Annotated in this window: 18 protein-coding genes and 1 riboswitch; of the genes, 13 read left to right on the forward strand and 5 right to left on the reverse strand. The window is 70.7% G+C overall.

Going from position 1 to position 25,499, the window contains the following annotated elements; genetic code table 11:
• Nucleotides 1-22 precede the first annotated feature (22 nt).
• From gatB to ilvC, 8 genes are all read left to right on the forward strand, one after another.
• The gene (gene gatB / locus PKF00_RS34455) at nt 23-1,528 is read left to right on the forward strand and encodes an Asp-tRNA(Asn)/Glu-tRNA(Gln) amidotransferase subunit GatB (protein ID WP_271221899.1); all 1,506 of its coding nucleotides are present in this window, start codon (nt 23-25) and stop codon (nt 1,526-1,528) included.
• A 268-nt stretch (nt 1,529-1,796) separates the two neighbouring features.
• Nucleotides 1,797-2,195 (forward strand): SH3 domain-containing protein, encoded by a 399-nt coding sequence (locus tag PKF00_RS34460; RefSeq protein ID WP_271221900.1) that lies wholly within the window; start codon nt 1,797-1,799, stop codon nt 2,193-2,195.
• 611 nt (nt 2,196-2,806) lie between these two features.
• Nucleotides 2,807-4,558, forward strand: coding sequence for a VanW family protein (locus tag PKF00_RS34465; RefSeq protein WP_271221901.1), 1,752 nt, complete (start codon nt 2,807-2,809; stop codon nt 4,556-4,558).
• A 205-nt stretch (nt 4,559-4,763) separates the two neighbouring features.
• Nucleotides 4,764-5,672, forward strand: coding sequence for a 2-hydroxyacid dehydrogenase (locus tag PKF00_RS34470; protein ID WP_271221902.1), 909 nt, complete (start codon nt 4,764-4,766; stop codon nt 5,670-5,672).
• A gap of 265 nt (nt 5,673-5,937) precedes the next feature.
• A complete protein-coding gene (locus tag PKF00_RS34475; protein WP_271221903.1) occupies nt 5,938-8,616 on the forward strand; it encodes a putative bifunctional diguanylate cyclase/phosphodiesterase in 2,679 nt (892 codons plus the stop codon).
• A 322-nt stretch (nt 8,617-8,938) separates the two neighbouring features.
• Nucleotides 8,939-10,702 carry an acetolactate synthase large subunit gene (locus PKF00_RS34480; RefSeq protein WP_271221904.1) on the forward strand — a complete coding sequence of 588 codons (1,764 nt, stop codon included), beginning with the start codon at nt 8,939-8,941 and terminating at the stop codon, nt 10,700-10,702.
• A gap of 64 nt (nt 10,703-10,766) precedes the next feature.
• Nucleotides 10,767-11,291: an acetolactate synthase small subunit gene (gene ilvN, locus PKF00_RS34485; RefSeq protein WP_271221905.1), complete on the forward strand. Its 525-nt coding sequence runs from the start codon at nt 10,767-10,769 to the stop codon at nt 11,289-11,291.
• A gap of 64 nt (nt 11,292-11,355) precedes the next feature.
• Nucleotides 11,356-12,336, forward strand: coding sequence for a ketol-acid reductoisomerase (gene ilvC, locus PKF00_RS34490; protein WP_271221967.1), 981 nt, complete (start codon nt 11,356-11,358; stop codon nt 12,334-12,336).
• A 114-nt stretch (nt 12,337-12,450) separates the two neighbouring features.
• Here the strand turns inward: ilvC and PKF00_RS34495 are convergent, their stop codons facing one another.
• Entirely contained in the window at nt 12,451-13,341 is an 891-nt protein-coding gene (locus PKF00_RS34495; RefSeq protein ID WP_271221906.1) for a CAP domain-containing protein, read from the reverse strand.
• Between the two features lie 309 nt (nt 13,342-13,650).
• On the reverse strand, nt 13,651-15,207 hold the full coding sequence (dacB, locus tag PKF00_RS34500) for a D-alanyl-D-alanine carboxypeptidase/D-alanyl-D-alanine endopeptidase (protein WP_271221907.1): 1,557 nt from the start codon (nt 15,205-15,207) through the stop codon (nt 13,651-13,653).
• A 120-nt stretch (nt 15,208-15,327) separates the two neighbouring features.
• Here dacB and PKF00_RS34505 point away from each other — a divergent pair, with 120 nt between their 5' ends.
• On the forward strand, nt 15,328-16,695 hold the full coding sequence (locus PKF00_RS34505) for an MFS transporter (RefSeq protein ID WP_271221908.1): 1,368 nt from the start codon (nt 15,328-15,330) through the stop codon (nt 16,693-16,695).
• Here PKF00_RS34505 and PKF00_RS34510 read toward each other — a convergent pair.
• Nucleotides 16,676-17,221 carry an FHA domain-containing protein gene (locus PKF00_RS34510; protein ID WP_271221909.1) on the reverse strand — a complete coding sequence of 182 codons (546 nt, stop codon included), beginning with the start codon at nt 17,219-17,221 and terminating at the stop codon, nt 16,676-16,678. The two genes, PKF00_RS34505 and PKF00_RS34510, sit on opposite strands and share 20 nt — an antisense overlap.
• 97 nt (nt 17,222-17,318) lie before the next feature.
• Here PKF00_RS34510 and PKF00_RS34515 point away from each other — a divergent pair, with 97 nt between their 5' ends.
• From PKF00_RS34515 to PKF00_RS34525, 3 genes are read left to right on the forward strand one after another with little or no spacing between them, the layout of a single operon-like run.
• Nucleotides 17,319-17,846, forward strand: coding sequence for a PadR family transcriptional regulator (locus PKF00_RS34515; RefSeq protein WP_271221910.1), 528 nt, complete (start codon nt 17,319-17,321; stop codon nt 17,844-17,846).
• Nucleotides 17,843-18,550 carry an ABC transporter ATP-binding protein gene (locus PKF00_RS34520; RefSeq protein WP_271221911.1) on the forward strand — a complete coding sequence of 236 codons (708 nt, stop codon included), beginning with the start codon at nt 17,843-17,845 and terminating at the stop codon, nt 18,548-18,550. Before PKF00_RS34515 ends, PKF00_RS34520 begins: the two co-directional genes overlap by 4 nt.
• Nucleotides 18,547-21,159: an FtsX-like permease family protein gene (locus PKF00_RS34525; RefSeq protein ID WP_271221912.1), complete on the forward strand. Its 2,613-nt coding sequence runs from the start codon at nt 18,547-18,549 to the stop codon at nt 21,157-21,159. The genes PKF00_RS34520 and PKF00_RS34525 overlap by 4 nt, the downstream gene beginning before the upstream one ends.
• A gap of 90 nt (nt 21,160-21,249) precedes the next feature.
• On the opposite strand, the gene PKF00_RS34530 is transcribed toward PKF00_RS34525, so the two are convergent.
• On the reverse strand, nt 21,250-22,104 hold the full coding sequence (locus tag PKF00_RS34530; RefSeq protein ID WP_271221913.1) for a hypothetical protein: 855 nt from the start codon (nt 22,102-22,104) through the stop codon (nt 21,250-21,252).
• Between the two features lie 209 nt (nt 22,105-22,313).
• On the opposite strand from PKF00_RS34530, the gene serA reads away from it, so the two are divergent.
• Nucleotides 22,314-23,903 (forward strand): phosphoglycerate dehydrogenase, encoded by a 1,590-nt coding sequence (gene serA, locus PKF00_RS34535; RefSeq protein ID WP_271221914.1) that lies wholly within the window; start codon nt 22,314-22,316, stop codon nt 23,901-23,903.
• A 565-nt stretch (nt 23,904-24,468) separates the two neighbouring features.
• Here the strand turns inward: serA and PKF00_RS34540 are convergent.
• Entirely contained in the window at nt 24,469-25,245 is a 777-nt protein-coding gene (locus tag PKF00_RS34540; RefSeq protein WP_271221915.1) for a C40 family peptidase, read from the reverse strand.
• Nucleotides 25,233-25,449: riboswitch (cyclic di-AMP (ydaO/yuaA leader) on the reverse strand. Its footprint overlaps the gene before it by 13 nt.
• Between the last annotated feature and the right edge of the window lie 50 nt (nt 25,450-25,499).

Raw genomic sequence — 25,499 nt, forward strand, 5'->3', positions numbered from 1 at the left:
AACGAGGATTGGTGAACGACCGATGAGCACGGAAACGCTGATGCCGTACGACGAGGCGCTTGAGCGCTTCGAGCCGGTGCTGGGCCTGGAGACGCACGTCGAGCTGGGCACGGCGTCGAAGATGTTCTGCGGTTGCCCGACCACGTTCGGCGCCGCGCCCAACACCCAGGTGTGCCCGGTCTGCCTGGCCCTGCCGGGGGCGCTGCCGACGGCCAACGCCGCCGCGATCGAGTCGACGATCCGCATCGGCCTGGCGCTCAACTGCTCCATCGCCGAGTGGTGCCGCTTCGCCCGGAAGAACTACTTCTATCCGGACATGCCGAAGAACTATCAGATCAGCCAGTACGACGAGCCGCTCTGCTTCGATGGCTACCTCGACGTCGAGGTGGACGGCAAGACCGTGCGGATCGAGATCGAGCGGGTCCACCTGGAGGAGGACACCGGCAAGTCCACCCACGTGGGCGGCGCGACCGGGCGCATCCACGGAGCCGACTACTCGATCGTCGACTACAACCGGGCGGGCATCCCGCTGGTGGAGATCGTCACCAAGCCCATCCCCGGCACCGACAGGCTCGCCCCCGAGGTCGCCCGCGCGTACGCCACCGAGCTGCGCGAGGTCATGCGCGCGCTGGGCGTCTCCGACGTGCGCATGGAGGAGGGCTCCATGCGGTGCGACGTGAACGTCTCCCTCATGCCGCGCGGGGCCTCCGAGTGGGGCACCAGGACCGAGACCAAGAACGTCAACTCGCTGCGCAGCGTCGAGCGCGCGGTCCGCAGCGAGATCGAACGTCAGGCCGGGATCCTGGCGGACGGCGGAAAGATCATCCAGGAGACCCGCCACTTCCACGAGAACACCGGCACCACCACCTCGGGCCGGTCCAAGGAGGAGGCGCAGGACTACCGCTACTTCCCCGAGCCCGACCTCGTGCCGATCGCGCCGGACACGGCGTGGGTCGCCACGCTGAAGGCCGCGCTGCCCGAGCTGCCGCGCCTGCGGCGCAAGCGGCTCCAGCAGGAGTGGGGCGTGTCCGACCTGGACATGGAGTCCATGCACAACATCGACGCCATCGAACTGGTCGAGGCGACCGTGGCCGCCGGGGCCCCGCCCGCGGACGCCCGCAAGTGGTGGATGGGCGAGCTCGCCCGCCGGGCCAACGAGGCGGCGGTGCCGCTCGGCGAGCTGCGGATCACCCCCGACCAGATCGCCAGGGTGTGCGCGATGGTCGCCGGGGGAGCGCTGAACGACAAGCTGGCCCGCCAGGTGCTCGAGGGCGTGCTGAACGGCGAGGGCTCCCCCGACGAGGTGGTCGCCGCCCGCGGCCTGCAGATCGTGAACGACGAGGGCGAGCTGTCGGCGATCATCGACCAGGTCCTGGCCGACAACGCCGCCACGGCGGACAAGGTCCGCGGAGGCAAGATCGCCGCCGTCGGCGCCCTCGTCGGCGGTGTCATGAAGGCCAGCAGGGGCAAGGCGGACGCCGCCCGCGCCCGCGAGCTCCTGCTGGAGAAGCTCGGCGTCTCCGAGTAGTCCCCAACGGAGCCTCGAAGCCGCAGGCTCCGTGACCCTGAGCTCCACCGGCTCCCTGATCGACCAGGGAGCCGGTCGGCGCAGCCCCGGCTCGTGATTCATGGAAAGGCCTCGTCGGTCATGCGATCGGCGGGGTCTTTTTTATGTGGTAATTCGGATTTTTCATATTGATCATGTATTGACTCAATTGTTGACTCCTTGCACAGTAATCACATTCATCTCCCCCTTCTCTCTGGTGCCCGCACAGCCCTGAGATCGGAGAACCTCCATGAAAAGCCATTTGGCGCTCCTGGTCGCGGCCTCGGCCGTCGTCGCCGGAACGCTGACCGCCGTCGGCCCAGCTCAGGCCGCCGTTTCCGCAGCCTTGCCCTCGTCCCCGCTCACGTCGACATCGGCGTTCGCATACCCGACCGACGCGGTCGTCACCGGGGAGGGACTTCGGCTGAGGTCGGCCCCCGGCGGCGGCTGGATTATCGGTTATCTCTACCCCGGGGATTACGGTCAGATCCTGAACACGTATTCGTCGGCATGGTGCAGGTTCCGGCTCGGCGGCAGATCGGCCTCCGGGCTGCCCGCGGGCACCACCGGATGGGCGTCCTGTTCCTATCTCGCCACCGAGGACGGCCTCCGCGTGTCGAACACGGACGTCGACCCCCTGGGGCCCTGACCGAACGCTCCAGGGCTCTGGCGTGGCCGTGGAGAGAGCCGTGGAGGGACGTGGGGAAGCGTCCTGACACGGCATGAGGAAGAAGGGGTCCGCCGTGCCTCGCGGTACGGCGGCCCCTCCTCGCCGACGGGCTGACCTCCCATACGGAGGTGATTTGTTACCGCCCTTCGAGGGCTCCGGCTGACGGTTGTGGTTTAGGGTTGCGGGAGGTAGAAGCTGCGAGGCAAGAGGAGCCGGAGGCCGTGCGGAACGCCGGAGCGTCGACAGACCCGCCGACAGATCCGCCCACTGATCCGTTCGCCGCTGTGCCGCTGCCCTCGCATCCCGTTCCTCCGGGCGCCCGCGATCCCGGGCGGCCGCCGGGCGGCGGTCCCAGGGCGGGTTCCAACCTCCCCCGCGGGGTCTCGCCCCTTCCGCGCGGATTCTCACCCGACGTCTTCGGTCCCTCCGGCGCGCCCGGGCAGGCCAGGCCGGCCGGACCCGCCGGACCCGCGGGTCAGGGGCCCGCGTCGCCCGGACTGCCGCCGCCCGCCCCCAGGCCCGAGCCCTGGCGGGTGGCCGCCCCGCAGGAAAAGGCCTCCCGGCAGAGGTCGCCGCGCGAGGAGCCCTCCGTGACGCCCGGCGGTGAGGCGGGCCCCCCGTCGGGGGGATCGTCCCGCTACGAGGAGACGTCCCCGCGCCGCCGAGGGCGCGGGATCCTCGTGGGCCTCGTGCTCCTGCTGGTGATCGCCGCTCTCGCCTACACGGTGCCCGCGATCGTCATGTCCGGAAAGATACTGCCGGGAACCCGCGTCCGGGGTGTCGACATCGGCGGGCTGACCGCGACCGAGGCCGCCGACCGGCTCAGGGACCGGCTCGCCGACGACGCGGCCAGAGCGCTGATCCTGCGGGCCGCGGGCAGGAAGTTCACCCTCGACCCGGAGAAGGCCGGGCTCGCCTTCGACGTCGTCGCCACGATCGACCAGGCGCCCAGCGACTTCCCCGCGCCCGCGGAGGTCTGGCGGGCCCTCACCGGAACCAACGACCTGAGCCCCAGGATCTCCGTCGACTCCGGGCTGATGAGGAAGGCCGTCAAGGGCCTGGCGAAAAAGATCGACCGCGGGGTCCGCGAGGGCGCGATCACCTTCAAGGACGCCAAACCGGTGGCCGTGACGCCCAGGGACGGTCGCGAGCTGGAGCAGGAGGCCGCGGCGGGCGTCATCGCGAAGGCCTACCTCGGCCCTCCCGGCGAGGTGGAGCTGCCCGTCTCGGTGATCAAGCCCAAGGTCACGGTCGACGTGGTGGAGAAGGCCGCCGCGGGGGCGGGCAAGGCGCTGTCAGGCCCGGTGACCCTGACCCACGAGGGCAGGCAGGTCCAGCTCGCGGTCGAGACGCTCGCCGCCCACCTCTCCTACGCGCCTGACGACGCCGGAGGCATGCGTCCGCTCTTCGACGCCAAGAACGCGGTCGCGGGGGTGGAGAAGAACCTCGTCGACGCGGCCCGCGCCCCGAAGGAGCCCACCTTCGAGATCGTGGGCGGCAAGCCGAAGCTGGTCCCCGGGCGCAGGGGCGAGGGCGTCGACCACGACAAGCTCGCCGAGGACGTGGCACGTCTGGTCGCCGAGGGCGGGAAGCGGACGATCCCGGTCGCGTTCGCCACCGTGGCTCCGAGGCTGTCGGACGCCGAGGCCCGCGGGCTCGGCGTCAAGGAGAAGATCAGCGAGTTCACCACGCCGTACGTCTGCTGCCCGCCCCGGGTGACCAACATCCGCACGCTCGCCAAGATCATGGACGGTCACCTCGTCAAACCCGGTGAGACCTTCTCGCTCAACGGCCTCATCGGCGAGCGTGACAGAGCCAGGGGATTCGTCCCCGCCCCCATGATCCAGGGGGGCAGACTGGTCGACTCGGTCGGTGGCGGCATCTCCCAGTTCGTCACCACCATGTACAACGCGGTGTTCTTCGGCGGGCTCGAGGACGTCCAGCACATGGCGCACGAGTTCTACATCTCGCGCTACCCGGCGGGCCGCGAGTCCACGGTCTCCTGGCCCGAACCCGACTTCCGCTGGAGGAACGACTCCAAGTACGGCGTGCTGGTGAAGACCTCCTACACCGACTCCGGGGTCACCGTCGCCTTCTGGAGCACCAAGCGCTACGACATCGAGTCGATCTCCTCGGAACGTTACAACGTCACCCCCTTCAAGAGCGTGACCGAAAGCGGCCCGAACTGCATCCCGATGGACGGCCAGCAGGGCTTCACGATCGACGTCTGGCGCGTCTTCAAACAGGACGGCAAGGAGATCAGGCGCGACAAGAAGACCACGGTCTACCGCCCCGAGCTCGACCTAAAGTGCGTCACGGGCGGCACCCCCGAGACCGAGTGATCCCGCGACGCCGCAGGCGTCGCCATTCGACAGGTGTCCATGGCCGTTCCAGGGCTGAGTTTTTGGTTTTGGCCTGGGCGCGCCGGTGATCTGGACTGAGGAACGCAGGAGCGAAGCGACGGAGTGACGAGGGAAGACACCGGCTCGAAGGCGCCCAGGCCCGCGACGCCGCCAGGCGTCGCAAATAAACACAGATAATGCACCCATGAAAATCTGGGTCCCCTCCGAGGCCGCTGTCGACGTTCTGTGTGATCTTCCCGATGTGGAGTGTGCCGTCTACGACGGCACGGGGCCGGTGCCCGGCGGGGTCGAGGAGGTCGAGGTCTGGGTCCCGCCGTTGATCCCGATGACACGGATTCCCGAGCTGCTCGGTGAGATGCGCGGGTTGCGGCTGCTGCAGACCGTCACGGCGGGTGTGGACGCCTACCGGCCGCATCTGCCGGAGGGCGTCGTGCTGTGCAACGCGCGAGGCGTGCACGACGCGGGCACCGCGGAGTGGGTGGTCGGAGCCATGATCGCGGTTTTGCGGGAGTTTCCCGGCTTCGCCGTCGCCCAGCGGCGGGGGGAGTGGACCTACCACCACACCGGCGTGCTGGCCGACTCGACCGTGCTGATCGTCGGTCACGGCTCGATCGGGCAGGCGCTCGAACGGCGCCTGGAGGGGTTCGAGGTGGACGTGGTGCGGGTGGCGCGGACCGCGAGAGGAGACGTCCACGGCCAGGACGAGCTGCCCGAGCTGCTGCCGACGGCGGACGTGGTGGTGCTGCTGGTGCCCTCGACCCCCGCGACCGCCGGGCTGGTCGACGCGGGCTTCCTGGCGGCGATGAAGGACGGCGCGGTGCTGGTGAACGCCGCCAGGGGCGGGGTGGTCGACACCGCCGCGCTCCTCGCGGAGCTGGAGCGGGGGCGGCTGCTGGCCGCGCTGGACGTGACCGACCCCGAGCCGCTGCCCCCCGGTCATCCGCTCTGGACGGCGCCGGGGGTGTTCATCACCCCGCACGTCGCGGGGAGCAGTCCCGCCTCGGGGCGGCGCCTGCTGAAACTGCTCCGTTCGCAGCTTCTGCGCTATCTGGCGGGCGAGCCGCTTAAAAACGTGATCACCGGTTCGTACTGACCGGGAAAGGATTCCCGACCGTGGCTGCCTCGTGACCTGGGCTGCGTACGGTGAATTACTGCGAGTCCGAATCACTCGCACGGTTATCGGATCGGTGACGACTCCGGCGTTGTCACCACCCGCGTCGGCCGGAGAGCACACACTGACCGTGTGCCGTTGCGGACGCGAAGGACGAAGGACGACGTGCTCGCGACGGCAACGCGAGCGCAGCGAGCAGAGGACCGCTGCGAGAGCGAGACGAATCGACACTGATGGGCAGACGACATTGATCCGCTGGCGTGACCCCCGGGTAGCGCTGACCGCCGCCGCCGTGACGGCCGTGGTGGGGCTCGTTGCCGCCCTTCTCAGCGGTGCCTCCGCTGTGATCGTCGGTGCGGTCGCAGGGGTCACCGCCGCGGCTGCCGCCGCGGTCTCGCTGTTCGCCGCGGCCCGCAGGCCCTCGGAACGCGACAGCGCGCTCGCCTGGCGCTGGCTCGCAGGCGGCTCGGCCACCTGGCTGGTGGGGATCGGCGTGCGACCGCTGGCGGACGGGACGCCCTTCGTGGTGACCTTCGCCGATCTCGTGCTGCTCGCCGGCACCGTGATGCTCGCCGTGGGCACCGGGTTGTGCGCGGTCAGGCCCGCGCAGGGCCAGGCGCTGCTGCGGGACCTCGCCGACGCCTACGTCTGCGCCGCCTCGATCTTCGTCGTCGGCTGGGTCCTGTTACTCGGGCCCGCCTACCGCGACGCCGGTGACGCGGGCACCTTCGCCGTCACCTTCGCCTCCCCGCTGCTCTGCCTGGTCCTCACCTGCGCGGTCGGGCCCGCCGTGGTGCCGGCCCGGCGGTCCGCCTGGCCCGTGGGGGTGGCGGCGCTGGTCGTGCTGGCGGCCGTCACCGCGTCGGAGACCGTGACGTCGCTGGCCAGGCTGACCGGAGACGCGCCGCCGCTGAGCGGGGTGTGGCTGGCTCCCGCGGCCTTCCTGCTGCTCGCCGCGGTCGCGTGGAGCGACCGTGCGGCCCACGCCGGGGTCTCCGCGCGGCCGGAGGAGGCGGAAGAGGCGGAGGAGGAGCCGCTGGTAGGCCAGGCGGCCTCCTCCCTGATGGCGGCGGCGCCGCTGATCCTGGTCGTGCTGGCCGCCGTGGTCGTGCTCCTGCGGGTGCTCGGCGGCGGGGTCGAGGGGCCGGTCACCGTCCTGGCCCTCGTCTCGGTCTCGGTCGTCGTCGTGCTGGTGATGCGCCTTTTCGTGGTGCTGATGGAGAGCGGCAGGATGCGGCGCCTGGTCGACCTGGGCGAGCGGCAGCTGCACGACCTGGCGGAGAGCACCGGCGACGTGGTCCTGCTGTGCGACTACGAGGGCGTGGTGCGCGAGATCGGCGAGGGCGTCGAGACCACGTACGGCTACCGCCCCGACGCGCTGATCGGCGGCAGGATCTTCGACTACATCCATCCTGAGGACGTGCCCGCCATCCAGGTGGCGCTGCGCGCGATGAGCCTGGAGGAGGGGCAGGGCGAGGGAGCGGGCACCTGCATGGTCGCCTGCCGCGTCAGGGCGGCGGACGGCACCTGGCGGCCGACGGAGTCGGTCGCGACCCGGCAGGTGCGCGGCGAGGAGCTGCTGCTGGTGACCACCAGGGACGTCAGCGACCAGGAGGCCCTGCGCAACCAGGTCGCCCACCTGACCTTCCACGACGGCGTCACGGGCCTGCCCAACCGGGCCTACTTCGAGGAGCGCACCCGGGAGGTGCTCGCCCGTCCCGGCGCGAGCAGCGCCGCCGTGGTCTTCCTGGACCTGGACGGCTTCACGGCGGTCAACGACTCGGTCGGCCACGCCAGCGGCGACTACCTGCTCGGCCAGGCCGCGCGCAGGCTCCGCGCCGCCGTCCGGGCGGACGACACCCTGGCGCGCTGGGGAGGCGACGAGTTCGCGGTGCTGCTGGAGGCGGCGGCGGACGCCCAGACGGCGGTCGACCTGGCCGAACGTCTGGTCCGCACGGTCTCGTCCGAGCCGTTCAGGGTGGCCGACCGCGATGTCGCGCTGACCGCCAGCGTGGGGGTGGCCTTCGCCGACGAGGACGTCTCCTCCGCCGACCTGATCCGCAACGCGGACGTGGCGATGGCCCGCGCCAAGGAGCTGGGGGGGCGCAGGGTCGAGGTGTTCGCCGCGCACATGCACACCGACGTGGTGCGACGCCTCGAGCTGGCCGCGGACCTGCAGCGGGCGCTGCTGGAGAACCAGTTCGCGATCGAGTACCAGCCGGTGGTCGACCTGGCCACCTCGCGTGTCACTGCCGTCGAGGCGCTGGTGCGCTGGTGGCGGGGGAGCACGTTCGTGCCGCCCGAGCAGTTCCTCGGCCCGGCCGAGGACACCGGGCTCATCGTGCCGCTGAGCGAGTGGATCCTGCGCGAGGCCTGCCGGGAGGTGGCCGCCTGGCGCGCCTCCTCGTGGGAGATCGGCCTGTCGCTGAACCTCTCGGCCCGGCAGATCATGGCGCCGCGCTTCGTGGAGAGCGTCGAGTCGGCGCTCGCCGAGAGCGGCCTGCCGCCCAGCGCGCTGACCCTGGAGGTCATCGAGGAGATGCTGGTCGAGGACGCGGAGGAGACCGTCACCCGGCTGTCCGAGCTGCGCGAGCTCGGGGTTCGCCTGGCCATCGACGACTTCGGCACCGGCTACGCCTCGCTGGCCTTCCTGCGTCAGCTCCCGGTGGACATGATCAAGATCGATCCGTCGTTCGTCTCAGGTCTCGGCCGTGACGAGACGCTGACGCTGCTGACCCGCACGATCGTACGGCTGGGCCACGACCTGGGCCTGATCGTGGTCGCCGAGGGCATCGAGCGTCCCGAGCAGCTGGAGCTGCTGCGTGAGATGGGCTGCACCCGGGGCCAGGGCTTCCTGGTCGCGCGGCCGATGGCCGCGCGTGGGGTCGACTCTCTCATGCGCACCAGCATGCCCAGCGGCGTCTGACGGGCAAGCGCCGCGCGAGCGGCGGTGTCGTGCCTGGTCAGCGCCGTTTCACAGAGGTGCTCTCCGCAGGCCCCGGTGGTCGCGCGCTGTCCACGTTCCCGTGTTTTCTGTCTCGAATCATGAGACGCCCGTCCCATGAATTTGACGCGGGCACTGTCCGTCGGCCAAGGTGGATCCATGCATCACCGTGGGATCCTCGTAGTACTTCGCCGGCGCGCAGGCCGATAGCGAAGCACTTCGACCTGCGCGCCGCCCCAGCTCCGCCATCCCAGGCGGGATGGGGCATTTTTTATGCCGTTAAACACGCTCAGCCACATCAAACATGCTCAGCCACACAAGGAACGAGCCGATGACCGAACAGATGACAGGAGCCCAGGCCCTCGTGAGGGCGCTGGAGCACGTCGGAGTCGACACCGTGTTCGGGATCCCGGGCGGCGCGATTCTTCCCGCCTACGATCCTCTCTACGACTCGGTCAAGGTCCGGCACGTGCTTGTACGGCACGAGCAGGGCGCCGGGCACGCGGCCCAGGGCTACGCGCAGGCCACCGGCAAGGTCGGGGTGTGCATGGCCACCAGCGGCCCCGGTGCGACCAACCTGGTCACCCCCATCGCCGACGCCTACATGGACTCGGTCCCGATGGTCGCGATCACCGGCCAGGTGACCAGTGAGGCCATCGGCACCGACGCGTTCCAGGAAGCCGACATCTCCGGCATCACCATGCCGATCACCAAGCACAACTTCCTGGTGACCGACCCGGCCGACATCGCCAGGACCATCGCGGAGGCCTTCCACATCGCGGGGACGGGGCGGCCGGGGCCCGTGCTGGTCGACATCTCCAAGGACGCCCTCACCAACAAGACGGTCTTCCACTGGCCGCCGGTGATGCAGCTGCCCGGCTACCGTCCGGTCACCAGGCCGCACTCCAAGCAGATCCGCGAGGCGGCCAAGCTGATCGTCGAGGCCAAGCGCCCGGTGCTCTACGTGGGCGGCGGCGTGCACAAGGCGCGGGCGGCGGCGGAGCTGCTGGAGTTCGCCGAGCTGACCGGCATCCCCGTCGTCACCACGCTGATGGCGCGCGGCACCTTCCCCGACAGCCACCGCCAGCACCTGGGCATGCCCGGCATGCACGGCTCGGTGCCCGCCGTCGGCGCGCTGCAGCGCGCCGACCTGCTCATCGGGCTCGGCGTCCGGTTCGACGACCGCGTCACCGGCCACCTGCCCAGCTTCGCCCCGCACGCCAAGGTCGTCCACGCCGACATCGACCCGGCGGAGATCTCCAAGAACCGGCACGCGGACGTCCCGATCGTCGGCGACTGCAAGGAGGTCATCTCCGAGCTGATCGCCGCGGTGCGCAACGAGGAGCGCAAGGGCGACTACGGCGACTGGTGGAGGCAGCTCGACGCCTACCGGGAGACCTACCCCCTGGGCTACACCGAGTTCGAGGACGGCTCCATCGCCCCGCAGTACGTCATGCAGCGGCTGAGCGCGATCGTCGGCCCGGACGCCATCTACACCGCGGGCGTCGGCCAGCACCAGATGTGGGCCGCCCAGTTCATCGGCTACGAGAACCCCGGCTCCTTCATCAACTCCGGCGGCGCGGGCACGATGGGCTTCGCGCTCCCCGCGGCGATGGGCGCCAAGATGGGCAGGCCGGACGCCACGGTCTGGGCCGTCGACGGCGACGGATGCTTCCAGATGACCAACCAGGAGCTCGCCACCTGCGCCATCGAGGGCGTGCCGATCAAGGTCGCGGTCATCAACAACGGCAACCTCGGCATGGTCAGGCAGTGGCAGACGCTGTTCTACAACCAGCGCTACTCCAACACCAACCTGCAGACGGTCCGCCGCATCCCCGACTTCGTGAAGCTGGCGGAGGCGTACGGTTGTGTCGGCCTGCGGTGCGAGCGTCCCGAGGACGTGGACGCGATCATCGAGAAGGCGATGGAGATCAACGACGTCCCGGTCGTGATCGACTTCGTCGTCCACGAGGACGCCATGGTCTGGCCGATGGTCGCGGCGGGGACCAGCAACGACGACATCAAGTTCGCCCGCGACATGGCGCCGGTCTGGGACAGCGAGGACTAGCGATGAGCGAGCGGACCGACAGGCACAGCGGCGCCCCTGCGGGCAGCAGGGCGAAGGGACAGTCATGAGCAGGCACACGCTCTCCGTGCTGGTCGAGAACAAGCCCGGCGTGCTCGCGCGCGTCGCGTCGCTGTTCAGCCGTCGCGGATTCAACATAGACTCGCTGGCGGTCGGGCCGACCGAGCACGAGGACATCTCACGGATGACCATCGTGGTCAACGTCGAGGACCTCCCGCTCGAGCAGGTCACCAAGCAGCTCAACAAGCTGATCAACGTGCTCAAGATCGTGGAGCTCGACCCGGCTCAGGCCGTGCACCGCGAACTCACCCTGATCAAGGTGCGGGCCGACGCCGACAACCGTTCGAGCGTGCTGGAACTTGTGAACCTCTTCCGGGCGCGCTGCGTCGACGTCGCTCCGGACGCCGTGACGATCGAGGTCACCGGCACACCGGACAAGCTGCAGGCGTTCATCAAACTCCTGGAGCCGTTCGGCATCAAGGAGCTCGTCCAGTCGGGCATGGTGGCCATCGGCCGCGGCGCCCGTTCCATCACCGACCGTTCCCTCCGGGCCCTGGACCGGACCGCATAAGCCGTACGAGCCGGACCGCACGAGCCGTACGAGAAAACCCCGAAAGGTTAAGCGAGTGACTGAGATCTTCTACGACGACCAGGCCGATCTGTCGATCATCCAGGGCCGGCACGTGGCCGTCCTGGGCTACGGCAGCCAGGGCCACGCCCACGCGCTCTCCCTGCGCGACTCCGGCGTGGACGTCCGGGTCGGCCTGCCCGAGGGCTCCAAGAGCCGGGAGAAGGCGGAGGCCGACGGCCTGCGCGTCCTCTCTCCGTCGGAGGCCGTCGAAGAGGCCGACCTGACCATGATCCTCGCGCCGGACCACATCCAGCGTCACCTCTACGCCGAGCACGTGGCTCCGAACCTCGTGGAGGGCGACGCCCTCTTCTTCGGGCACGGCCTCAACATCCGCTACGGCCTCATCGAGCCCCCGCAGGGCGTCGACGTGGCCATGGTCGCCCCCAAGGGCCCGGGCCACCTCGTCCGCCGCCAGTACACCGCGGGCCGCGGCGTCCCCTGCCTCGTCGCCGTCGAGAAGGACGCCAGCGGCAACGCCTGGGACCTCGCCCTGTCCTACGCCAAGGGCATCGGCGGCACCCGCGCGGGCGCGCTGAAGACCACCTTCACCGAGGAGACCGAGACCGACCTGTTCGGTGAGCAGGCCGTCCTCTGCGGTGGCGTGTCCGAGCTGATCAAGGCCGGGTTCGAGACCCTGATCGAGGCCGGTTACCAGCCCGAGGTCGCCTACTTCGAGTGCCTTCACGAGATGAAGCTGATCGTCGACCTGATGTACGAGGGCGGCATCCACAAGATGTACTGGTCGGTCTCCGACACCGCCGAGTACGGCGGCTACTCCCGCGGCCCGCGCGTCGTGACGCAGGAGACCAAGAAGGAGATGCAGCGCATCCTCGCCGAGATCCAGTCGGGTGAGTTCGCCAAGGAGCTCGTCGAGGAGTTCGACAGCGGCCAGAAGAAGTTCACCGCCTACCGCGAGGAGCTGGCCGAGCACCCGATCGAGAAGACCGGCGCCAAGCTGCGTCCGATGATGAGCTGGCTGAAGTAGCGGCACCCTTTTTCCGCGGGAGAAGCCCGCGCCCCCGCGACGGTCGACGTCATGGGGGCGCGGGCTTCTTCCTGCGGCCTTCCAGGAGGGTTCGCGCTCTCCTCCCGGCCCGGGTCAGTGCTTGGCGAAGTCCTGGGTCCAGTACGGCCCGCGTGAGCTGTCGGCCATGCCGACCCCGATGTGGGTGTAGGCGCAGTTCATGATGTTGCGCCGGTGGCCCTCGCTGTTCATCCACGCCTTGACCACGGCGGCCGGGGTCCGCTGACCCCAGGCGATGTTCTCCGCCCAGGCCGACATCGGGCGGAAGCCGGACGCCTTGATCCGGTCCGTCATGGTCCGGCCGTCCTGGGAGGTGTGGCTGAAGTAGTTCTTCGCCGCCATGTCGTCGGAGTGGCCCTGGGCGGCCGAGCGCAGCTGCGGGTCGTGCTTGAGCGGGGCGCAGCCTCCGGCCTGCCGTTCGACGTTGGTCAGCCGCACCACCTCGTCCTGGGCGGACGAGCCCTGGGAGGCGGTGGGGGTCGGCGTCGCGGCCGGCGGGAGGGTGGGGGCGGCGGTGGGTGCGACTGTGGGGGTGACGGGGGGCGTCGTCGGGGCCGGTGACGGCGTGCCCGTGGCGGAGCACGAGAGGCGGACCGCCTTCGACCGGCCCGTGTTCCCCCGGTAGTCGGTGACGACGGAGTAGTAGACGCCGGGAGCGCACCGCAGCGCGACGGTGACCCGCCCGTTGCCTCCCCTTCTGGCCGCGCTCTTGACGACGGGGTCCGTACCGGTCACGGCACGCTTGATCCGGATGCGGACCAGGGCGGTGTCGGAGCAGCCCAGCCGGGCGGCGGAGGCCTGGATCCGCCCCGCGGGGGTGACGTAGGGGCTGGCCGCGTACACCCGGCACTCGGCCGGTTCCGCCCGTCCGGCCTGCGGGGCCGCCGCTGCCTGAGCCACGGCCGTCGGCGCGCCGAGCGCGGCCAGACTGCCGATGCACGCAAGCACTCCTAGCGGTCTACGCATGTCGGTTCCTCCAGATTGTTGGGCGCTGGATGGATTCCGCATTCTGTCGGGGTTACATCGCCCCTGTCACTAAATTCCGGACAATAACTTTGAGTTCCAGGTAAACCAGAGTGATCCAAGAGACGTCTGTGGTGTCCGGATCAACGGGCCGCAGCCCCGGTGTCCTGCGGGCTGGGCGGCGCTTTGAGGCAGCGCTTCGACGGCGCTTCGAGGCGGCGCTTCGACGGCGCTTCGAGGCGGTGGCCCGCGGGTTTCGGACCCGGCGCCGGACGGCTCCCGGCCGACCGGCGCCGGAGAGGTCTCACCCGGTCAGCACTGGACGGGCTTCAGCCAGGAGCACTCCAGATCGGAGGACCGCGGCGTCGACTGGCGGAGCCGGACGTCGGCCACGTCCGCCGGAGCGGTCCGGCTGAACTGGGCGAGGCGGACAGCGATCTTGTCTTCGATGTCCTTGGGAGAGCCGGACAGGAACTGGTTGAGCATCACCGAGAAGACCAGGAGCTCGCGGTCCGCGCTGGTCACGTAGCCCGACAGGGCCGTGACGCCGGTCATCGACCCCGTCTTGCCGTGGAGGTTCCCCGCGGCGGGGGTGCCGGCCATCCGGCTGCGCAGCGTGCCGCCGACCAGCCGGTCCTGAACTCCGGCGATCGGCAGCGCGTCGTACCAGGTGGTGAACCAGGGCTTGGACCGCAGCGCGACCAGCAGGCTCGTGACGCCGTCCGGGGTGAGCCCGTCCGCCCTGGACAGTCCCGAGCCGTCCCGCAGGCGCAGCGTCGGCATGCCGTTCGCCCTGGCGAAGGAGGCGACGGCCGCGAGCCCGGCCTCCCACGTTCCCGCGCCGGAGACCTTGCGCCCGATGGACTTGGTCAGGATCTCGGCGTGCATGTTGTTGCTGAGCTTCAGGAACGGCACGAGCAGCTCGCTCAGCGGCATCGACCGGTGGGAGGCCACGACGGCGGCGTCCCCGGGAGTCGCCTGGCGGAGCGGCTGCCGCCGTACCCGCACACCGTGCCTGGCCAGCGCCCTGCCGAAGAGCGAGAGGGCGTGGCCGGTCGGGTCGTCCACGGTGACCAGCGTGTTGTGGGGGCCCGCGACGGTCCCGGTGACGAGCACGGTGTCGCTCCCGTGCGGCCTGCGGACCGACACCTCGGTCCTGGAGCCCGTCGTCGCCTGGTTGACGATTCTCAGGTGGCCGGTCTCGGGGGTGGTCGACACCTTGGCGGGTCTGCCCTCGGCGTCTCCGGGGGCGAGCGAGACGATGACGGAGCCGGCGTCGTAGTCGGTGTCGGGGGAGGCGGTCAGCGCGGAGATCTGTCCCGCGTAGTAGTACGGCTCGTCGTCCCAGGTCCAGTCGGTGCCGAGCCGTACCGCGTCGAACCAGGTGTCGTCGGCGACCAGGCCGCCGCGGACCACCCTGATCCCCGCGTCGGCCACGCGGGCGGCCAGCGCGTCGTAGTCGGCGGCGAGCATGGTCGGGTCGCCGGTCCCCCTGAGGTACAGGTTCCCGGTGAGCGTCGAGCCCTTCCTGTCGCCGGTGGACAGCACGTCGGTGGTGAAACGGAAGTCCAGGCCGAGGGTGTCGACCGCGGCCGCCGAGGTCACCAGCTTGGCGTTCGAGGCGGGGGTGAGGATCTTGCCGGGGTCCAGGGCGTAGAGCTGCTCGCCCGTGGCGGCGCTCCTGACCGCCACCCCCGCCCGCGCCGGGGTCAGCCGCGCGTCGGAGAGGATCCGGTCGAGGTCTTCGACCAGGTCGGCGACCCCCGGGGCGGGGCCGAGGGCGCTCGCCGGGGCCCCGGAGGGGAAGGGGGCCCAGGCGAGCGTGGCGAGCAGGAGGACGCAGATCGTGGCGCGTCGTGATGGCCGCAAGGGTTCTCCACTGCGTAGACGTCTTTACGATCATGGATTTTCACAGGGCGGGCGCGGGCGCACAGGGATACGGAGATTTTCCTTCTTTCTGGGCGGTCGTCGGTGGGCTTGAATGTGGCCATGGTCAAACCGGGGTCCGTTCCCCCCGCCTCCGCCCAGACCGTGTCCCGCTCCGTGCGCGTCGGCTACGGTGTCGGCTCGGTCTGCACCGCGACCTTCTCCACGGTCCCCGGGCTGCTGCTGTTGTTCTACATGACCAACGTGCTGGCGGTCCCCGCCTGGATCGCGGGCCTGGTGGTCTTCCTGCCCAAGCTCTGGGACATGTTCGTCAACCCCTGGGTCGGCCGGCGTTCGGACCGCACGGTCTCCCGCTTCGGCGCGCGCCGCCCCTGGATGCTCCTGGGCGTGCTGACCCTGCCGGTGACGTTCGCGCTGACGTTCGCGGGGCCGCCGCTCACCGGCGTGCCCGCCGCGCTGTACGTCGCGTTCTTCTACTTCCTCACCGCGACCGCGTACGCCTTCTACGAGGTGCCCTACAAGGCGATGCCCGCCGAGATGACCGACGACTACCACGAGCGCTCCTCGCTGCTGCAGTGGAAGATGTTCTTCGTCGGCGTCGCGATCCTGCTGTCCGGCGCGGTCGCGCCCGCGATCGCGGGCACGGAGGCCTCCGGCTACCGGCTCATGGGCCTGGCCGTCGGGGCGGTGCTGCTGGTGTCGATGCTCGTCTCCTTCCTCGGCACGGCCGCCGCCCCGACGGTGGCCAGGGCCGAGGCCGAGCCGTCGATCAGGGCGCAGTTCGCCGCGGCCCGCTCCAGCGGGACGTTCACGGTGCTGCTCGCGCTGAGCTGCGCGCAGATGTTCGCCGCGGGAGCGCTGCTGGCGGGCGCGCCGTACTTCGCCACCTACGTCCTGGGCGACCCGGGGACGACCACCACGCTCTTCCTGTGCGTCGTCGGCCCGCTGCTGGTCACGATGCCGTTGTGGGTCCGTCTTTCCCGGCGTTACGACAAGCGGGGGGCGATGAACCTGGGGTCCGCGCTGTTCGCGGCAGGAGCGGTCGGGATGGCGTTCGCGGGGGAGTTCGGCGCCGTGTACGCCCACCTGTGCGTGCTCGTCGTCGGCGTCGGCTACGCGGGGCTCCAGCTGCTGCAGTTCTCGATGCTGTCCGACGTGATCGCCCACGACGCCCTGGTCACCGGCAGGCGTCGCGCGGGGGTGTTCACCGGGCTCTGGACGGCCTGCGAGACCGTGGTCTTCGCTTTCGGCGCGCTCGTGCTCGGCTGGCTGCTCGCGGTGACCGGGTTCGTGGAGTCCGCCCCGGGGACGCGGGTCGCGCAGCCGGAGGCGGCGGTGACGGCCGCGCTGTACGGCGGGACGCTGCTTCCCGCGCTCTTCGCCGTGATCGGACTGCTGCTGACGACGCGCTACACCCTCACCGCGGAGACGCTCGGGGCCGCGGAGACGCTCAGATCAGCTGGGGAGTGATCACCAGGAAGACGCAGTCCCCGAAGGACAGGACGTCGCCGGGGCGGACCTTCGCCGGCCCGACCAGCCGCCAGTCGTTCAGCCGGGTGCCGTTGAGTGAGCCGAGGTCGACGACGATCCATCCCTCCCCGTCGCGGCGGAGCTCGGCGTGCACCCGGGACACGGTCAGGTCGGCCAGGACCAGGTCGCAGGCCGACCCCCTGCCGACCACGTAACGGGTGCGGCTGTCGCCGGGCAGCGCCAGCCTGGGCAGCCTCGGACGCCGCCAGGCGGACTCCACGCGCTTGGTGAAGTCGGACGCCGAGGAGACGATCTCGGTCACCATCCGGCGGAACCGGCCGCGTTGCGGCAGATCGGCGACCAGGTTCTCGAGCTCGCCCTGGTTCTGGGCGCGCAACGCCATGTCCACTCGGCCGAGGAACGTGTCGTGCGAGAGGCGACCCTCGACGGCGCGGTCACGGAGCTCGCTGATCGCGCGATCGCGGTCCCCATCGGACGCGCGGGACGGGGGATGCGTCGAGCTCATCCCCTGAGTATCAGCCCCAGCGGTGGAACCTGTCCAGAATATGCGGATCTCTTGCTCCGGTTGCCGTGACCATACTGAGTATGCATACTCAGTATCCATGGCGATCAGACAAGGGCTTCTCGCTCTGCTGAGTCGGGGGTCCCGCTACGGCTACCAGTTGCGGACCGAGTTCGAGGCGTCCACAGGGGCGACCTGGCCGCTCAACATCGGCCAGGTCTACACGACGCTCTCCCGCATGGAACGCGACGGTCTGGTGAGCCCCGGCGAGCAGGACGACCAGGGCCGGGTCGTCTACACGATCACCGAGGCCGGTCGGGCCGAGATGGAGCGATGGTTCAGCACCCCCGTCGTCCAGGCCGACCGGCCTCGGGACGAACTGGTCATCAAGCTCGCGATGGCCGTCACCGCCGGCGCCGACGTGCGGCCCGTCATCCAGGCCCAGCGCGTGGCGACCATGCGCACGCTGCAGGAACTGACCCGCGCCAAGCGGGCGAACGTCGAAGGCCCCGCGCAACGGCTGGTGCTCGACTCGATGATCTTCCAGGCCGAGGCCGAGCAGCGCTGGCTCGACCACTGCGAGGCAGTGCTCGCGGCATCCTCCCAGACGCAGGAGAGACAAAGATGAGTTTCGATCCGGTCTTACGGCTCGCGGACGTGAGCCGCGTGCACGGCGAAGGACCGCAGGCCGTACGGGCGCTGCGGGGGGTGAGCCTGGACGCCGCCGCGGGGGAGCTGATCGCGGTGATGGGCCCTTCCGGATCCGGGAAGTCCACGCTGCTCAACCTCGCGGGCGGCCTCGACACGCCGACCTCCGGCACCGTGGTCGTCGAGGGCACGCCGCTGTCGAACCTGTCGGCCGGGGAGCTCGCCGGGCTCCGCCGCCGCCACGTCGGCTACGTCTTCCAGGACCTCAACCTGATCCCCTCGCTGACCGCCGCGGAGAACGTCATGCTCCCGCGCGAGCTGGACGGCGTCAGGGCGAGGCGGGCCAGGCAGGAGGCGGCGGAGGTCCTCGCCGACGTCGGCCTCGCGGACGTCGCCGACCGCTTCCCCGACGAGATCTCCGGCGGCCAGCGCCAGCGGGTCGCCATCGCCCGCGCGCTGGTCGGGGAGCGGCGGCTGATCCTGGCCGACGAGCCGACCGGGGCCCTCGACACCCCGACCGGCGACGACATCCTCCAGCTCCTGCGCGCCCGCTGCGACGCGGGGACGACGGTCCTGCTCGTCACGCACGAACCCCGCTACGCCGCCTGGGCCGACCGGGTGGTCTTCCTGCGCGACGGCGAGATCACCGACTCCACCTCGGCTCCCATGGAGAGCGCCCGATGAGCGCCCTCCTCGCCGCGCTGCGGATCTCCCGCAGGGACATCGGGCGCGCCAGGGCGCGCAGCGCGCTCATCGTGGTAATGATCGGCCTGCCGGTCCTCGCCATGACCGCCGCCCTCACGCTGTTCGCCACGGATGACATCCGGCTGGAGGAACGGCTGACCATGGAGCTCGGCGTGGCCGACGCCAGACTGGTCGACACAGGCCAGGCCAGGCCGATCCGGCAGAGCGCGAACGGCGAGTACTGGGAGCCCGGCGGCGGCGAGAGTCGGCGGAGTCCGAGGTCCAGGGCGGAGATCCAGGCCCTGGCCGGGCCCGGAGCGCGGGCCGTCCCGATGAACCTGATCACCAGTGAGTACTGGGCGGGCGACGCCTACGACTGGGTCACGGGCATGGAGCTGGACCTGCGGGACCGGGTGACGAACGGCATGTTCCCCCTGCTCCAGGGGCGTTATCCGCAGGCCGCCGACGAGGTGGTGGTCACCGCCTCCCTGAGGGCGGCCGTCGGGACGACGATCCGCTACACCCGTAAGGACACGGCGAAACGCGTGGTGGGCAGGGTGGTCGAACAGTCGACCGGCGTGGGCGCGTCGATCATCGGACTGCCCGGCTCGCTGCCCTCCGCCACGTCCGGCGACGCCGACCAGAGCTACTGGCTGCTGGACACCCCGGCCCCGGTCACCTGGGCGGAGACGCTCCGGCTCAACCGGGCGGGGGTGGCCGTGCTGTCGCCCGCGGTGCTCGCCGACCCGCCGCCGACGGGTGACGGGAACGGGCAGGCCCTCGACGACAGCCTGACGGGCAGCAGCGCGACGTCGACGATCGTCGCGGCCGTCATGGGGATCGCCCTGGCCGTCATCGAGGTCGTGCTGCTGGCGGGCCCGGCCTTCGCCGTGGGCATCCGGCGCCGCCGCAGGGAGCTCGCGCTCATCTCCGCCCAGGGCGGCTCGGGCCGCCACCTCAAGCTGGTCGTGCTGGCCGACGGGCTGACCCTGGGCCTGGTGGCCGCCGTGCTCGGCTCGGTCCTCGGCCTCGGTGTCGCCAGGGCGGTCGTGGCCTACCGGGGGAGCTGGCCCGAGGGCGACATGGGGCCGTTCGAGGTGCCCGCCGGGCAGATCGCGCTGGTCGCCGCGCTCGGCCTGTTCAGCGGAGTCGCGGCGGCCGTGGTGCCCGCCGTGCAGGCCGCGAGGGCGGACGCGGTCGTGGCGCTCGCGGGCCGTCGGGCCGAGACCCGCGACCGGGCGGGATGGCCGCTGGCCGGGCTGGTCCTGCTCGGGGCGGGGGTCGCGGCGATGCTCTACGGGACCTGGAGCACCGAGGCGATGATCTTCTTCGGCGGGGTGCTCGGGCTGCTCGGCCTGGTCATGCTGACCCCCCGGCTGGTCAGGCTGATCGGCGGACTGGCCGGAGGGCTCCCGCTGCCCCTCCGGCTGGCCGTCCGCGACGCCTCCCGCAACCGGGGCCGCACCGCTCCCGCCGTCGTGGCGGTGCTGGCCGCCGCGGCCGCGTTCAGCACCGTCGCCGTCGGCGTGACCAGCAGTCAGGAGCTGGCGCGGCAGTACGGCTGGGAAGGCTACCCGCGGGGCGCGATGATGATCTACGGTGACGACGTCACCGAGGAGTCCTGGAAGAGGATCAGGCCGATCGTCGCCGAGGCGCTCGCCGGCGTGCCGTTGCTGGAGGCCTACCAGGCCGTCGACGACGAGGGCAGGGTGGTGGACTTCGCCTGGACGAACAACGTCTGCGAGCGATGCACCACCCGGTTCGGGGCGCTGCGCGGCCTTCCCGCGGGCGGGCCCGACCTGCTGCGCTTCCTGATGGGCCGTACCGACCCGGCGGCCGAGGCCGCGCTGGCCGCGGGCAAAGCGGTGATCTTCCACCCGAAGGCGGTCGTGGACGGCGAGGTCAGCCTGTCCGCCGCGAGCCTGAGGCCGGACGCGCCGGACGGGCGGAAGATCGCCGTGCCCGCGGTGACCGCCACCGTCCAGGGGCCTTCCATCGTGCTCGGCGTGATGCCGGTGAGCGCGATCACCAAGACCGGTTTCACCTCCAGACTCGGTCACCTCATCGTGGATCCGGCGGTCGCCCGCCTGACCTCCGAGCAGAGGCAGCGGCTCGGCGAATCGGTGCGCGCCGTCACCCGCAACGTCGAGATCGGGGGAGACGACCGGTCGGACAGGGTCAACCTCGTCATGTGGGTCATGGCGGCTCTGGCGTCGGTCGTGGTGCTCGGCGGCACGTTCGCCGCCGCGGGGCTGGCGGCCGCGGACGCCCGACCCGACCTGAGCACGCTCTCCGCGGTCGGGGCGCCGCCCTGGACGCGCAGGACGGTGGCGGCGGGGCAGGCGGTGTTCGTCGCCGGGCTCGGGGTGCCTCTCGGACTGCTCGTCGGGCTGGTCCCCGGATTCGCCATGGCGAGCCAGTCCGCCCTGCAGGTGAGCAGACTGCGGGAGGTCGGGCTCAACGGGATCCCCTACCCGAAGGTGGAGATGGCCCTCAGCGCGCCGTGGCTCTCGCTTGTCGCCGTCGGGGTCGGGCTGCCGCTGGCGGCGGGGCTGATCGCGCTGGTGTTCGCCAGGACCGGGGTCACGCTGACACGGCGGACGGGATAGCCGACGCCGGGCGGCGAAGCCCCACGGGCAGGGGCGCGGACGCTCCGCGGCGGAGCGGCGGTCCCGCCTCGGCGGGACCGCCGCTCCGGCTCAGTCGGTGACGTCGGCGCAGACCACGTGGGCGCCGATCTCTATCATCCGCTGCTCGCTGCGCGCGTCCGCCACCCTGGCCATCAGGATCGGCGCCTCGCTCGCCGCGAGCTGCGGCAGCCGGGCGCGCACCCCGCGGTGTATGTCCCTGACCACGTCCTCCGCCGCCGACATGTGCACCTTGACGTGCAGCATGATCCCCGGAGCCCCCGAGGAGGTCTTGGCCTCGGAGATCCACACGTGGTGGACGAGCGGGTAGTCGGCGAGCACGAGGGAGATCGCGGTGCGCAGCGCGGGCAGGATCGGATGGTCGCACCGCCGGTAGCCGGGGTCGACCATCTGCATCGGCCCGGACAGGTGGGGGCGCGGCGCGGGGATCCACGGCTGGGCGGGCGCCGCGGGGGTGGGGGTCCTGCGCGGGCTCACCGTCGAGGTGCGCGGGACCGTGGCCATCGCCCCGGTCGCGTACGCCGTGGGAGCCGCGCTCGACAGCGCGGGGGTGGGCCCCGTGCGCGTCGAGAGCAGGTAGCGCTGGAGGTCCTCGATCGGCACGGCCGCCGCCGCGGGGCCCGCGGCGTCGATCACGATCTCCCGCACGCCGGTGACGCGCTGGATGTCGAGGATGGTGTCGACGTCGCAGGCCGACAGGGAGTGGCTGCCCCGATGGCGCGCGTAGGTGCTCGAGGAGGTGTATCCGAGCAGGACGCGGTCACCGGCCTGGGTCGTGCCGAGCACGACGGAGCGGTCGGGCCGTACGGCAACCAACAGCCCCCCTTCGGCCAGCGCTGCGAGAAGCCGGTGGGGGCCTCCGTGCTGCGAGAGCACGTCGCCGAGAGCTGGGTTCCCGATGCTCATATAAGGAACCTTAGGTAGTGAACCACGGCTTATCAGGGTAATCGTGAAGATTTCTCTGTATCAAGACCAAGATGAATTTTGTGGGCATGGAACGTGTACGAGGTGGGTACGTGTCTCGGATCCCGGGACACTCGTGAACGCGTTCACAAGCGCAGATAGACTACGTGAGGTCCATGCAGCAGCCTCCACGTCTCCAAAGGATCTAGCCTGTGAACAAGCCCGTCGTACTGGTCGCAGAGGAACTCTCCGAGGCCGGTCTCGCTGTCCTGGGAGCGGACTTCGAAGTCCGCCACACCGACGGCGCCGACCGTGCCCAGTTCCTGCCCGCCCTCGCCGACGTGGACGCGCTCATCGTGCGCAGCGCCACCCAGGTGGACGCAGAGGCGATCGCCGCCGCGCCCAAGCTCCGCGTGGTCGCCCGCGCGGGTGTCGGTCTCGACAACGTGGACGTGGAGGCCGCGACCAAGGCCGGCGTCATGGTCGTCAACGCGCCCACCTCCAACATCACCAGCGCCGCCGAGCACACCGTCGCGCTGATCCTCGCCTCCGCCCGCAACGTCGCCCAGGCGCACCTGGCGCTCAAGGGCGGCGAGTGGAAGCGCTCGAAGTACACCGGCGTCGAGCTCGACGAGAAGGTCGTCGGCATCCTCGGCCTCGGCAAGATCGGCCAGCTGGTCGCCCAGCGCCTGCAGCCGTTCGGCGTCGAGCTGATCGCCTACGACCCCTACCTGCAGCCCGCCCGCGCCGCCCAGATGGGCGTCAGGCTGGCCTCGCTGGAGGAGGTCCTGCGCGAGTCCGACTTCATCACCGTGCACCTGCCCAAGTCCAAGGAGACCGTCGGTCTCATCGGCGACCGGGAGCTCCACCAGGTCAAGCCGTCGGTGCGCCTGATCAACGTCGCCCGCGGCGGCATCATCGACGAGGGAGCCCTCTACTCCGCGATCAAGGAAGGTCGCGTCGCGGGCGCGGGCATCGACGTGTTCCCGAAGGAGCCCGTCACCGACAGCCCGCTGTTCGAGCTGGACCAGGTCGTCGTCACCCCGCACCTGGGCGCCTCGACCCACGAGGCCCAGGAGAAGGCGGGCACCCAGGTCGCGCGCAGCGTGAAGCTCGCCCTCGCCGGGGAGTTCGTGCCGGACGCCGTCAACGTCCAGGGCGGCGCGGTCGCCGAGGACGTCAAGCCGGGCCTGCCGCTGGCCGAGAAGCTCGGCCGGGTCTTCACCGCCCTCGCGGGCGAGGTCGCCACCAAGCTCGACGTCGACGTGCGCGGCGAGATCGCCTCCCAGGACGTCCGCGTGCTGGAGCTGGCCGCCCTCAAGGGCGTCTTCACCGACGTGGTCGAGGACTCTGTCACCTACGTCAACGCCCCGCTCCTGGCCAAGGACCGCGGCGTGACCGTCGAGCTGGTCACCAGCTCGGACAGCCCCGACTGGCGCAACGTCGTGACCGTCCGCGGCGTCCTCGCCGACGGCCGCGCCGTCTCGGTGTCCGGCACGCTCTCGGGGCCGCGCCAGATCACGAAGATCGTCGAGGTCAACGGCTACCAGATGGAGATCGAGCCGACCGACCACCTGTCGTTCTTCACCTACGTCGACCGTCCCGGCGTCGTCGGCGTCGTCGGCCGCATCCTCGGCGACCACGGCATCAACATCGCCTCCATGCAGGTGGCCAGGGACGTCAAGGGCGGCAAGGCCCTCATCGCGCTGACCGTCGACTCCGCCATCCCGTCCGAGGTGATCGACCAGATCGGCGACGAGATCGGCGCCGACAGCGGCCGCTCGGTCGACCTGGCCGACTAGTCCCCGTCTCTCCACGGCTGCGGCTGCCGTCCCCGGTTCTCCCGGGGCGGCAGCCGTCTCCGTTTCCGGAGACAACCGTCGCCGTCTCAGTATGTGAGAAATCTGTACGAGGGGCGAGACGGCATCTTGACCGCCAGGTAACATGGCATGAAATGCGCCAGGTTCTCGTACTCATTACCTGCCGCGGCGAGGCCTGACAGGGGCGGGCCGGCAGCTCGTCGCGGTGTGATGGCGCTCGCCGGCCCAAGGCTCCCTCTTCGCCGATCCGCGACCCGGATCCGCGATCTCGAGCCCGATCCGGATTCGCGACCGGAATCCGGTCCCTCTCCCTTCATGCTCCTGTGCGACCGAGACGAGAAGCGTCATGTATGACATGTATCCCTGGAACCGTCCCGAGGACACCGAGGACGAGGCCACCCAGGCTCTCCAGACCGCCCTGGACCGCCGCGACAACGGCGGGGTTCCCCCGCGCTCGTAGGAATCCCTCCGCGCCTCGCCGCGAACCCCGCCGGGCGCGCGGCGAGCCGGTCGGCTCACCGCGCGCCCACACCCGTGAGAGACGGGGTCAGGAGGCGATCGCGGGGGATGTGGCCGCAGGGACGGCCGGCTGCGTGGGCTGCACGGTCTGCGTGGGCTGCGTCGCCTGTGCCGCCTTCGCGGCCTCTGCGGCCTGCTTGGCCTCCCTGGCCTGCTCGGCGCGCTGAACGGCGACCTTGACGCCCTTGGGGTCGGGGCGGACGGCGCCCACGAAGCTGGAACGACGCCATGCGCCCAGCTTCTCCACCTTGACCACGTCGCCGGTGCGCGGGGCGTGGACCATGTAGCCGGGCTTGCTGACCATGCCGACATGGCCGAGATTGTGGAAGAAGACCAGGTCGCCCGGCCTGAGGTCCTTCCAGGCGATCTTCTTGGAGAACGCGGAGTACTGCTGGGCGGCGGTGCGCGGCAGGTGGATCCCGGCGGCGCCGTACGCGCGGAGCATCAGGCCGGAGCAGTCGAAGCCGCCGTTGCCGGTGCCACCCCAGACGTACGGGGTGCCGCGCTTGGACATGGCCCACTTCAGGGCCTTCCGCCAGGCGAGGGGTTTTTTCTTGACCTTGGAGAGTTTGCCGAGAGCGACAGGGGCCTCGGCCGCGACGCGGGTGGCGGAGGCGGGGAGGGAGTCGTTCGGGCCGGGGGCGGGGCTCGCGACAAAGGCGCCGGCCCGCGCTGTGGCGAGGGCGGGGGACGCGAGCGGGGAGTCGGCCCGCGCGATGGCGGGGGTCGCGAACACGGTGGCGCCGGTGACGATCAGGGTCAGGACACGGGGGTAAGTCTTGCCGGTCAGGATCGTTCCTTCCATAAGGCCGGCCGGGTGAGCTGTCGGGCTCGGGCGTGAAGGTCGCCCTACGGCGCGAGAAGGCGCCGATTCGCCCCAAGGGATCTGTGAAGAGCGGCCGGAGATCTGCTCCGTCGAGCGGAGGTGAGGGCTCCGGGCGCGTCACGGAACCCAGAAGTGGTTCCCCGGCTCCGTGCAGGCCGAAAGGGGGGATGGCCTGCGCGGATTAGGCGACGATGCGAATGGCCAGGACCTTAACGAAACGGTCAAAAGATCGC

This window comes from Streptosporangium carneum (assembly GCF_027922005.1).
Taxonomy (GTDB): Bacteria; Actinomycetota; Actinomycetes; order Streptosporangiales; family Streptosporangiaceae; genus Streptosporangium; species Streptosporangium carneum.